This window comes from Zymomonas mobilis subsp. mobilis ATCC 10988 (genome assembly GCF_000175255.2).
Lineage (GTDB): Bacteria > Pseudomonadota > Alphaproteobacteria > Sphingomonadales > Sphingomonadaceae > Zymomonas > Zymomonas mobilis.
The window spans coordinates 1,909,008-1,920,825 of record NC_017262.1 but is presented as its reverse complement, the minus strand read 5'-3'; the positions used below and the strand labels follow the sequence as shown (position 1 = coordinate 1,920,825).

Genomic DNA, 11,818 nt, shown 5'->3' with positions numbered 1-11,818 from the left:
TTATTATTTTAAAATTGAAATCTACTATCAGGAAGTTGGGTGAAATATTTATTCCAATTTTTGACCAATTCTTTGACAACGGGTTCTCCGGCTCTTTCGTTATTGTCAAAGGCGATCACTTGGCCGGATTCTTCGTCACCCATGGAGTCTGTAATAGCGACTCCTTTGGGTGGCATACTGAAATTACTGCCCGAACGAAGCACAAGAATACGGTCGGGATCAATATAACCTAATTGGGCTAAAACGCGCATTTCACGCTGGTTGATCTGGCTTTCTTCATTGGTCATGACGAAACGTCCCTGCCCTTTCGTCCATAATTTAACCCAGTTTTCTGCCCATTGATTGCGTCTTTCACCATGCCAATAGCGATGCGCGCCAAGTGTTTCGCCTTCCAAAATCATCGGCGCTTTTTGAGCATAAGGGTAATCTGTCCATTTTTGCCGTTGGCGGGCAATCACGGGATCATCTTTTAAGGGAACATTTCGGCTGATTGTGTAAGCCCATTGTTCTAATCCTCGGTTAAGAGGATAGGCTTTGGTTAATTGGGCGACATCTGTGACCGATCCGTAATGATTAGGATCCACTGGAAGGCTATCAGGTCTATCCGCGCCAATAGCATATAATCCATATGGCCAATCTTTTGGGATGTCCCGATCATCAATTTCACGAAGTGCGTCCCCGTCAACGACCCATCGTGACCATGCGACACTCCCAACAGAGGCAAGATTGGGATTTACGCCGGAGATACCTGTAAAAATCCAATAGCTGTGCTTGAGATCGAAATGTTTGTCCAAAGCTAAGGCAGTGAGATCAGTCGCGCCATCTTTCAAAACGAGAGCATAAACGCCATCGCTATTTCTTCTTAGAACTTGTGTGGATATGCCTTCGATGGGTAATTTCTCATCAAGATGCATCCGTTCGACCCAGAATTGATATTCGCCGGGTTTGTCACCCGTATCAGCCCCATTTTCCCAGCCAGCCACAATGATGACTTTGGGTTCAATTTTAGCGGTATCAGTCTTTGCTATGGCAGGCGCAATAAGTCCCATAGCCGCCATTCCTAATGATGTCCCCAAAGTCAAAAGCTTTACTATTTTTGTCTTCATTGTCAGCTTTCATCATAATTGTGGCTATACAGACTGATAACCTAATGCATTATTCAATGTTAAAATATTGATACGAAAATTTCTCTCTTTTCGTATCAACAAAGATATAAAATTACCTCAATAAAATTTTGGAATAGAGAGAGCGATATCGAAGTCAAAGCTTTTCTTTGATTTTTTGTGACTGGAGATAGCCGGAAAGACAGACCAAGAGAACGCCAGCAGCCAGAAAAGCGGATGCTAAAATCGGCAATTTTTCATAGGTTGAAGGTAAAGTTCCAACCAACAAGCTACCCGACCAAGATCCTATGGCATTGCCCAGATTAAAAGAGCTTTGATTAACAGCGGCAGCAATATTGGGGGCAGATTCTGCACATGTTACAACATAAGATTGTAGCGGAGCCATCGGGGCGTAGATAAAAACACCCCAGAAGAAAAGCAACAATATGCAACTCCAGACATGGAGGCTTCCCGAAATCAATAATAGTTGGATGATAATCGTCATCGCTAAAAGGCCACCGCAGGAAGGCAGCATTTTCCAGTCAGCCAAGCGTCCGCCCAAAAGATTACCCAAGCAAAGACCCGCGCCAATCAATAACAAAACCCAATCGGTAGCATGTGCCGAAAGCCCAGTCCTGATTTCTAGAAAAGGCGTGATATAAGTAAAAAGCCCGAACATACCGGCAGAGGTACACATCGACACCAGCATCATCAGAATGACCATCGGATGCGTTAGAGAGCGGAATTGGTCATAAAGACGAATGCTTGTATTGGTCTGGTTATCATGTGGGATTAAATACCAGATGCTGATCCATGCCAAGCTACCAACGCCACCAATCAACCAGAAAGAAACCCGCCAAGACGTAAATTGCGCTACCAATGTACCAAGCGGAACCCCTAGCACCATCGCTAAAGTCAGCCCGATATAAACGATAGAAAGCGCCTCGGCTCTCTTCTGGGGAGGGACAAGCTGACAAGCGACAATCGAAGCGGCGCCATAGAAAGTCCCATGCGAGAGCGATGTCAAAAACCGACTAGCCATCAGCAGGTTATAATTCGGAGCCAGAGCACTACAGATATTACCGACAACAAAAATGGCCATCATCAGCAGCAACGTTTGCCGCCGCGAATAGCGATTGGTTATAATGGCCATAAGAGGCGATGCGATTGTCACGCCAATGGCATATCCCGAAACGAGGAGGCCTGCTTTCGCGATAGAGACATGCAGATTATCGGAAAGCTCGGGCAAAATGCCCATCACGATGGTCTCGGTCGTCCCCAAACCAAAAGCACCGATGGCCAAGGCTAAAAGCGCAATAGGCAACGCAACGTCACTCCCTATAAAACGGCATTTGATCTGCCGTTCTGTTGGCAGCTCCTCAAACACTTATTGCCTTAAAAGGCAACAGAAATGATGGCGGTTATTGGAAATCAAAATTTCAATATTTTGAGCGTTGTTTTTTAGCGATATTCTGAAAGTGGCTATTATTTGCATGATAAACAAAGTCGGATTGGTTAATGATATCCCTATATCAAATTTCATGGGGTTCTTGATTTATGCTCATTGGCTATATGCGCGTGTCATCAGCAGATGATCGCCAATCTGTTGATCTACAACGAGATGCTTTGATTGCGGCGGGCGTTGATGAGCGGAATCTGTTCTTTGATAAGGCTTCGGGCGCAAAAGATGATCGCCCTGGTTTAAAAAAATGCCTTGAATATTTGAAATCGGGCGATGAATTGATAGTCTGGAAACTGGATCGCTTAGGGCGATCTCTGCCTCATTTATTATCGATCATCACAGATTTAAAAGCGCGTGATATTGCCTTTCATTCCCTGACTGAACAGATGAATACGAATACACCCCATGGTGAATTGCTGTTTTCGTTATTTGGTGCTTTGGCGCAATATGAACGCGCTTTGACCCGTGAACGCATTATGGCGGGGTTAGAGGCGGCAAGAAAACGGGGACGGCGTGGTGGTCGGCCACCAACGATCGACAAGGAACAGTTAGAACAGATTAAAATCGCCCTTGAAAGCGGTGCCAGCAAGGCTTCTGTTTGCCGGAGCTTTAAGATACCTCGCTCAACCCTCATTGACACCTTGAAACGCAATGGATGGTTGGCTTCATTCCAGAAGGTAAAAGAGCCTTAATCTACGATAAAGACAAGGCATATCCCATAGGGATGAAACGTAAAAAAGCTTCATGTCTATGGGGGCTATCTGATTTCAATGGAAGCCAAATGACAGAATTATTGATAACAAGAATGTTCATTTTTGCGATTTGGCACCCTCTATTTTCGTCATTATTCGTGCGATAAGATTCAGAAAAAACGATCTTTCTTATAGAAAAAGTAATATCTGATTCAGAAGATGTTGCTATTCATTGACCGCAATAATGTTCTATTCCGTCAGCCTTAAAAAATAAAATGATCTAAAAGGGGGCGACGATATCAACCATGCTATCTTTTCTTATGCCTATATTAGCCTTTGGAGCGGCATGGGGGTTAATCCTTTTAACGCCCGGCACTGAAACGGCCTTGATTATCAGGTTAAGTCTAAGCGTTGGGCATCGTGCGGCTATTGGGGCTGTGGCGGGTATTGTCACGGGGGTTGGTCTATGGGGCTTTGGCACTATTTTCGGTGTCAGCGCTATTATTTCTGCCTCGAAAACAGCCTTTACGGTAATACAATGGGCAGGCGCGCTTTATTTGCTCTATCTAAGTCTGAGGCTGATTTGGCAATCGGTTAAGGGTTTTTCAAAAAAAGAAGCCGAGCAGTTATCTGAAGAACAATCTGAATCTGATATCAAAACATCGGATTCCTTCAATGCTGGTTTTCGGCGTGGGTCATTAACAACGCTTTTAAACCCCTTGGTCGGGGTTTTTGATATGACCGCCTTTCCTCATTTTATTCCTGTCGGGCAAAATGCGGTTACCTATTCCTTTGCCTTGGTCGTTACTCAAATGGTTACGACCCTTTTTTGGTATTCGATTGTGGCGGGAATGGCGCTTTCTTTAGGAAGGTTTTTTGCCAATCCTAAAATTATCCGAATTTTGGATATGATTACGGGAATATTTTTTCTATTTTTTGCGGCAAAACTTGTTTTAATTTAAAATTTAATTATTAAAATATTTATTATTTTTTCCAAAAATTATTATAATCTGTTTAACCAGCCAACCAATAACGTTGGCTGGTCTTTTTTTTATTCAATCAAGACTCACAAATCGATCGGAGCAATCATCTTATATTTCCAATTTTTATAAAGAAAATTTTTTACTTTTTCTGAATTGTAACTTAGTATTTCAAAAAAACACAAAAAGGCATTTATCCGTGTCAAGCCATACCGACTTAAATGCACAAAAAAGCGAACAAGCCTTGAATCCTGTTTACGTTCTTGCCTGGCTTTTATGTGCGGTTTTCTATTTCTATCAATATGCGATCCGAGCGACCCCCGGCATTATGCAAGGGATTTTGACTGAAAATTGGGGGCATAATCCTTTAGGTATTATGGTGCCGCTTTATTATGTTGCCTATGCAGGCATGGCACTGATTGCCGGTTTTCTTCTCGATCGTTATGGCGCGCATAAAACTATTCCTGCTGGCATCGCCCTTGTGACAATAGGTAGCCTATTTTTTGCCCGTGGCTATGAATGGCTGGCTATTACGGGTTTCACCTTGCAGGCAGTCGGCTCCATTTTCGCTTTTTTGGGGGCATCCTATATCGCTGCCCGATATTTACCTCAGAGAATGTTGGCTATTTTTGTCGGCTTTACTGAATGTCTGGGGATGGCAGGTGCAGCCTTTGGTTCAAAATTGGTTTCTATTTTTCTTGATCCAGCGGGTGCTTTCCATGTCCAGTGGCAAAAAATCTGGATAGCTTTTGCGATTATTGGCGCGATTTTAACGGTATCGACTTTTATTGTTATGCCTCATGGCAAAAAAGACGAAGAAGAGGAACAGCGTCAGAAGCTGGATTTCTCAAGTCTTATCCAGCCATTCCGGCTTATCTTTTCTAATCCGCAAAGCTGGCTGGCCGGTGTGATCGGGGGATTGCTGTTTGCTCCAACAACAATCGGGATTTTAGCTTGGGGAGCCTCTTTCTTTTCTAAAGGAGAGCATATCAGCATTGCAGAAGCCGCCACCTTGGTTTCAATGGTGCCATTGGGATGGGTTATCGGCTGCCCCCTGATTGGTTATATTTCTGATAAAATAGGCCATCGTCGTCCGGTGTTAATCGGCGGAAGCAGCTTGTTACTTTTAAGTTATATAAGCTTGCTTTATTTGCCAACAGCGATCTTGCCCGCCTATATGCCGCCCCTTTTGATGGGCATTGCTTCCGGTGCAGCAATGTTACCTTTTTCCGTCATGAAAGAGGTCAATCCGCCAGAAGTTAAAGGCACCGCCGCCGGTATTATGAACTTTCTGGTTTTTCTTACCAGCAGTTTGATGTCCCCTGTGATTACCGGTTTGATCGGCTCGCATAACCAAAACCTGACTCTCGCGGATTTCCATCGTGGCTTTATGCCCCTGATCGTGGGAATCGCGTTGGCTATTTTTCTCAGTTTCTTTTTGCGGGAAACTGGCTGGAAACATAGTCAGAAATAAACTTCATCACATATTTGGGATGTAGGTTTTCGTGTTTTTTCAAGAAACATTTCGATTATTAAAAGGCCGGTTAAAATCCAGTAGAACCGGCCTTGGTAGTATGATTGCGCTTCTTTTGATCGGCGCTTTTCATCAACCAGCTTTGGCTGATGAAAAGGACGACCAAGAGTTAGCCGCGATCAAACTACAAATCCGTCAGCTTATGGAAAAAGTGGATGCGATCGAACAAAGAAAAGAGAAGGAAAAATCGGCCGTTATTCAAACCAATACTGAGCGTCAGCTGCCCCCCTCTAGTTCTTCTGATAGCGGTGCGAAATCGCTGTCCCCTGCCCCGCATTGGATGTCTTTACCGCCCCCGAATACCGCGCCCATCAAAGCCAGTAGTCAAAATAGCCCCCCTCATTCCTCTATTGATTTAAAATCATCTAGCCCTGCAGCTATCACCCAGACGGCTGTTGACAGGTTGCCGCCGGTTTTCAGTATTGGGAATGTGTCTGTTAAGTTAGGAGGCTTCGTCGAGCTATCGAATATTTGGCGTAGCTCGAATATGACCAGTGGCCCTGCCACCGCATGGAACAATTTCCCTTATGCGAATAGTCCCAATCATGGGTTAGATGAAGAACGACTGTCGTCTCAATTGACCCGCAGTTCGGTTTTGTTAGAGGCCGATCCGACAAAATCCATTCAATTACAGGCCTATCTGGAAAGTGATTTTGGAGGCGCGGCCAATACGACCAATAGCATCCAGATTAGTGGTTACACCCCGCGTTTGCGCCAAGGCTATTTCACCTTCACTCAAAATGAGTGGGGTTTCCATGTTTTAATGGGGCAAGCATGGAGTTTGGTCACGAATTATAGCAAAGGCCTATTACCGAGACAGGAACAATTACCCCCTGTAACCGATAACAACCAGATACCGGGTATCAGCTTTACCCGTGTGCCCCAAATCCGTTTTGAAAAAGACTGGAATAAAAAATATTGGGTAGGCCTTTCTTTGGAAGATCCCCAAGCAACCGTTGCCTTTTCTTCGTCCGTGCCTTCTGGTGGGCGTTTACCGGCGGCCTATGGCGAGACAATGGGTCCTAAAATATTTTATGAAAATTCCGGTGGTGTCTTGCTGAACAGCAATACGGTTTACACCTATAATCCGGCACCGGATATTGTGTTAAAGACGGCGGCTGATACGCGGTTCGGGCATTATGAAATCTTTGGACTTGCTCGTTGGTTTCGCTCTTTGTCTGTCCCCGTTGGGGCGACGACTAGTGAAAAACACACCCATTTCGGGGGCGGTATCGGTGCGGGCATGACTGTCCCGTTAATAGCAGATAAATTACAGCTTACCGGTAATATTTTGGCTGGAGAAGGTATCGGGCGATATGGCCCAACGATGTTGCCAGATACAAGTTTTAATAGTCGGGGGTTACTATCCCCTGTCCCCGAAATTATTGGAGCAATGGGTTTAATTGGACATCCAACGCCGTCCATTCTGTTATATAGCTATGGCGGGGTCGAGACGGCTGGTCGTCGCCGTTATATGGGTGCCGATGGTTCCCAATATGGATATGGCATAGACGATCAGGATTTAAGCGGCTGTAATGTCGAATTTGGTGTCTGTAATGCCCAGACCCATACGTTAGCGTCTTTTACCTTGGGAGGCTGGTGGCATATGCTTCATGGCTCTTACGGTAGCGTCATGGGTGGGCTACAATATACCTATATCAAGAAATTTGCTTTCTCTGGCGCTAATGCCGTTCGTCCAACAACATCCGGTAACACCCTCTATGTTACCTTCCGTTATTTTCCTTTCCAGTAAACCAAAGCTAGCCTTCAGAGCTATTCATTCTCTAGACCGTCTTGACGGCCTTCGGATAGAGCGCTGATAATTTTTTTGGCTTTGATATTGCCTAAATTGGCTTGCTTCTGGATTTCTAATAGATGTTGTTTATTGGGCGCTTTGGGTAACGCAGAACGCATATCTTGATGGGTAAAAAACGGCATAAGCGCGAAAAGACTAATCACGCCCAATCTGATGCAAAAATTACGCCGAGAAATCATATACACGTCTTATGATATGTAATTTTTTGTAAAATATAATTAAATAATGAATGAATCAAGGATTCAAAAATATAAATTTTATTTTCAAAATAAATGTTGCGAAATCAGTGCATTATGGTGTTTTTTTGTAAAAAATAAGGAGGAAATGGATAAATCATTCCCTCCTATATCAATTGGAAGCATTTATCTTAAAAACATACCTATACAAGATAGATAGGTTGGATTGTCGATGATCAATCTATAGCCATGTCACAAAAGGTGACAGGCATAAAAGAATACCAATGATCGCGATGAAGATAAGACCTGCTCCACGATATTTTGACAGGGCTGGCCGCTTCATGACGAGCCAAACGGGAATAAGGCATCCGATGATCCCGAAAATCGGACTGCAAAATGTCGTGAAAGACAACACCGGCAAGTTAACGATAACAGCACCCCATGCCAGTAAAACGGCAAAAATCATTACACCATATTGAAGCCAGTGCCCTTGCAATTTTTCAGAAGGCACCCAGCGTGACCATATCGTTGTAAAAATTCCGACGCAGGCTTCACGAAAGCCAAGATAGACCCCGAAAAAGGCTGTCATCACTGCAAATATATTCAGAACAACACCAATCAGGCCAACTGAACTGGCTGGGAATATTTGTGCCATGATGGCGAGAGCCGAAATATTCTGTTGATAGGCGGAAACCGCGCTTTCATGGCTCATCGCAAGTGTGAAAGATATCGCGTAGAAGAAAACCGTTATAAACAAAATGGCAAAAGCAATATTCATTGCCCGCAAGGCTTTATGACGGGCAACTTCGGGCGATTTTTCACGGGCTCTATAAGAAATAACCATCGGGCTTAAAGTCTGAATAAACAGAATAGAAGTCAGCGTAAAAGGTAATGTGATAATAGCTTTTGAAATCAAGCTGCCCGTTGGTGGAACCGAACCAAGGTTAGCAAAATTCCATTGTGGAATCATAAATATTCCCAAGGCAGCCACGATAAGCAGCTTGGTCAGAACCATTAATCCCGATAATTTAAACAGCATCCGTTCGCCACGCGAAGCCAGTGCCACCAGAATAATCATGAGAACAAGCGGATACCATGAAGTTTGGGACAGGAGTTTATGGGTAACACCAAAACTCTGTAGGTAAGAGGCGCTATCCCGTGTGATGGCAGTAGCGTAGATGAACATCCAGATGGTTAGCATGACGAAATAAAGCGCACCCAGAAAAAGCCCCCATTTGCGCCCTAAATAGCTAGAAATCATATCTGGATAAGTTTGACTGACGGTAGCCGATGCCAGCGTATTTATAAATAACCGCTGAAACATATACATGCCGGGATAACCGACAACGGCAGAAAGCAGGAAAACCCAAATGCCCATCAAGCCGACTTGAACTGGGAGGAAGACGATCCCTGCCCCGATTGCCATGCCGATACTCATAACAATCCAGCCGATATCTGTGCTGTCGAAGCGTATGGCAGCGCGCCATTCTTCTTTGGTCAATTGAGAGGCTGCATTATCGGACGTATCTTGCGAATGATTTGACTCTGTCCGGTCTCGTTTATTCGACATAACCCTCTCTAAAATTTTATATATCAAGAACGTAATTTTTTAATAATTTTGATATAGGAAAATAGCTTGTAAATATTTTGCCGTATTAAAGTTTATCTTTTAGCGATCAACCGGAATATTTTTTGATAGTAGCGAGTGGTAGACGTAAAAAAGCAGGTGTTTTGAGGCACCTGCTTTTATGTGTGGCTTGGAAAATGATTATATCATCCTGAAACGGACATAAAATCTTGAAGGGCGGCATTAAATAGATTGGGTGCCTGAATAAAGGCAAAATGAGTTGTATCAGGTAACAGCATAAAAGAGCTGTCCGGAATATGTTGGAACAGATATTCAAGATGTGACCTGTTAATCATCTCATCCCGATCACCATCAACAATCCACGCCGGACAACGGATGGAAGAAAGTTGATCTATCGTGAAGGCAGAATCATGCTTCCATTTCCAGAGTTGTTGCACATTTTCGTAAAATTGATCGAAATTATCCGGTGTTGGTGAAAGGCGGTGATATTCTTCTTCAGCGCGTTCGAGGAAGCTACTGACGACTTTATTACCCCCAAAATTCTGGTTTAAGCCTGCAAGAGACATATGCGCGCCATAAGCAAAAATGCGGGTGATTTTTTCGGGAAATAAAGCGGCAAGCATAATGCTTTGTATGCCGCCATCGCTCCAGCCGACAATGCTGGCTTTGGCAATGCCAAGATGATCCATAAGGCTGGCGATGTCATGGGTCATCTGGTTGTAACTTAGCGGTTTATCGCCCGTAGAACTGCGACCATGCGCGCGACTATCAACAACAATGACACGATAATATTGCATCAGAAAAGCGGCTTGAATACCCCAATAATCTGAATTTGCCATACCCCCATGCAGTAGGATGACAGTTTCCTCACCTGTGCCACCCATGGCATAGTAGAGGGAACAGCCATTGATTTCAGCATGTTGTCCCTTTAGGGCATCAACCATTTTTGGGGTATCAGCCAGAGTTTGCCAACGCATCGGAATAGTTTTGGCCATTTGCTTCACTCCTGTGAGTGCTGTTCAGCTTGCTTCAAAAATCAGTAGTCAATCTAGTATACTGATACGGATCACTATTGTTGTGTCGAGGAGAGCGCACCAACAGCAAGGCCTATTTGTGTCGTATTGTTTCAGAGTCAATGGAGAGTAGATAGAATAAAATCTTTCTTATCATTGAATATAATTTCTTATTATAAATGCTATTATTCTATGGCATATAAATATTCATTATAGGTTTTATTGATTCATATATAGAAAAACAAATAATAATATTATTGTGTATAAATATTTTTTAATGAAGAAATATATTTATTTATTATGGTTGTTTAAAAACAAATAGAAACAGCCATATTATAAAAATAATATATAAAAAATACCGCAAATAGACAGCATTCAAAATGCTTGCGCAAAATGGCATAGCCGATAACCAAGAGTAAAAACGGTAAAACCCGTTAGAATATCCTATTGGAATATTCTTTATTTTCTTTCAGATGATGATCGGGAAAGAGATGAGTGCATATCTTTTCCCGACTGGTTTTTGGTCTAAATATGGTCAGATTTAGAATTTTAGGGTTAGATATTGCTCAATGAGGAAGAAATCAGAGCATAGGCCATTCTGGCATCATTAGAATATTTATGGGCATCAGCATTGGTAGCGCTATGAGTATTAGGACGGTGGCTTAGCATCGCAGCAGCCGTCATACCATCGACACCCTGCATCGCCAGAGAAATAAGACGGGCGTTATTTTGTGGAGATTCAAAGCGGTCGGGGATGACCTTATAATGGGCAGCGTAGTGAAGATTACCTTTTTTCAGCCATTCGCTATCGGCATCATTGGCATTCCGGTCAAGACGTGAAGCCAGCATATGATAAACCTCATCAAAGCTACGTCCCTTCCCTTCATGAGTATAGAATACTGCCCGATTGGCTTTAGCTTCTTTGGGGAAATGAAGTGCAGCGCAAGCATTCCCATCAGCGGCTCTTTTTGTCAGGAAACGGCTGGCACCTGCTGCCCCGAGAAAATGGGCAAAATATAATTCACCCCGACTGGCCGGACGACCCAGACATTGTTTTAGTTTTTGGGCATTGTCAGCAGCAAAAGCCCCCGCCATCGCTGCTGCCGCCGCAGGTTCTTCCCGAAGTTCAAAAATACGGGATTTTAATTCCTGATTATGGACAACCCAACGTCCTCCTTCTCGGCTAATTGCATCAGCCGCCCAGCCATAGCCATATTCATCGCCATGCTGTTTTAGAACACCAAGCCAGCTTTGATTGAGGAATTGGAACAGACCAGCCGCTGTTGACCCTTGCGCTTTGGCATGAGGATTAAGACCGCTTTCGCAACGGGCTTGTGCCATAAGATAAGAGAAATCAACACCGGAATCCTGTGCTGCTTGGTCAATGGCCATGCGGATAGATTCCATGCGACCTTCAATTTTTTTTGAAAGCGAAACAAAATTGGTTGTCACGC

General features: G+C 43.8%; 10 protein-coding genes. 4 read left to right on the top strand and 6 right to left on the bottom strand.

Annotation, left to right across the window (positions count from 1 at the left end):
• Window positions 1-8: 8 nt before the first annotated feature.
• Window positions 9-1,106, bottom strand: coding sequence for a purine-nucleoside phosphorylase (locus ZMOB_RS08620; protein ID WP_252507278.1), 1,098 nt, complete (start codon window positions 1,104-1,106; stop codon window positions 9-11).
• 154 nt (window positions 1,107-1,260) lie between these two features.
• A complete protein-coding gene (locus ZMOB_RS08615) occupies window positions 1,261-2,490 on the bottom strand; it encodes an MFS transporter (RefSeq protein WP_014501190.1) in 1,230 nt (409 codons plus the stop codon).
• A gap of 170 nt (window positions 2,491-2,660) precedes the next feature.
• Between ZMOB_RS08615 and ZMOB_RS08610 the strand changes: the two genes are divergently transcribed.
• The 4 genes from ZMOB_RS08610 to ZMOB_RS08595 all read left to right on the top strand — a co-directional run bounded on the left by ZMOB_RS08610 (window position 2,661) and on the right by ZMOB_RS08595 (window position 7,524).
• The gene (locus ZMOB_RS08610) at window positions 2,661-3,257 is read left to right on the top strand and encodes a recombinase family protein (RefSeq protein ID WP_011241233.1); all 597 of its coding nucleotides are present in this window, start codon (window positions 2,661-2,663) and stop codon (window positions 3,255-3,257) included.
• A 305-nt stretch (window positions 3,258-3,562) separates the two neighbouring features.
• Window positions 3,563-4,219, top strand: coding sequence for a LysE family translocator (locus ZMOB_RS08605; RefSeq protein ID WP_014501189.1), 657 nt, complete (start codon window positions 3,563-3,565; stop codon window positions 4,217-4,219).
• A gap of 217 nt (window positions 4,220-4,436) precedes the next feature.
• Window positions 4,437-5,711: an MFS transporter gene (locus tag ZMOB_RS08600; RefSeq protein WP_014501188.1), complete on the top strand. Its 1,275-nt coding sequence runs from the start codon at window positions 4,437-4,439 to the stop codon at window positions 5,709-5,711.
• Window positions 5,712-5,811: 100 nt separating this feature from the next.
• Window positions 5,812-7,524: a hypothetical protein gene (locus ZMOB_RS08595; protein WP_252507277.1), complete on the top strand. Its 1,713-nt coding sequence runs from the start codon at window positions 5,812-5,814 to the stop codon at window positions 7,522-7,524.
• A gap of 20 nt (window positions 7,525-7,544) precedes the next feature.
• Here ZMOB_RS08595 and ZMOB_RS08590 read toward each other — a convergent pair whose 3' ends face one another.
• From ZMOB_RS08590 to ZMOB_RS08575, 4 genes are all read right to left on the bottom strand, one after another.
• Entirely contained in the window at window positions 7,545-7,730 is a 186-nt protein-coding gene (locus ZMOB_RS08590) for a hypothetical protein (RefSeq protein WP_237331429.1), read from the bottom strand.
• 274 nt (window positions 7,731-8,004) lie between these two features.
• Entirely contained in the window at window positions 8,005-9,333 is a 1,329-nt protein-coding gene (locus ZMOB_RS08585; protein WP_014501186.1) for an SLC5/6 family protein, read from the bottom strand.
• 203 nt (window positions 9,334-9,536) lie between these two features.
• A complete protein-coding gene (locus ZMOB_RS08580) occupies window positions 9,537-10,346 on the bottom strand; it encodes an alpha/beta fold hydrolase (RefSeq protein ID WP_014501185.1) in 810 nt (269 codons plus the stop codon).
• 573 nt (window positions 10,347-10,919) lie between these two features.
• Window positions 10,920-11,816 carry a transglycosylase SLT domain-containing protein gene (locus ZMOB_RS08575; RefSeq protein ID WP_011241247.1) on the bottom strand — a complete coding sequence of 299 codons (897 nt, stop codon included), beginning with the start codon at window positions 11,814-11,816 and terminating at the stop codon, window positions 10,920-10,922.
• Window positions 11,817-11,818: the final 2 nt, after the last annotated feature.

Coding starts and splice junctions, on each gene's coding strand:
- ZMOB_RS08595 (WP_252507277.1), top strand. CDS start 5,812: ATGATTGCGCTTCTTTTGATCGGCGCTTTTCATCAACCAGCTTTGGCT.
- ZMOB_RS08605 (WP_014501189.1), top strand. CDS start 3,563: ATGCTATCTTTTCTTATGCCTATATTAGCCTTTGGAGCGGCATGGGGG.
- ZMOB_RS08620 (WP_252507278.1), bottom strand. CDS start 1,106: ATGAAGACAAAAATAGTAAAGCTTTTGACTTTGGGGACATCATTAGGA.
- ZMOB_RS08580 (WP_014501185.1), bottom strand. CDS start 10,346: ATGGCCAAAACTATTCCGATGCGTTGGCAAACTCTGGCTGATACCCCA.
- ZMOB_RS08610 (WP_011241233.1), top strand. CDS start 2,661: ATGCTCATTGGCTATATGCGCGTGTCATCAGCAGATGATCGCCAATCT.
- ZMOB_RS08585 (WP_014501186.1), bottom strand. CDS start 9,333: ATGTCGAATAAACGAGACCGGACAGAGTCAAATCATTCGCAAGATACG.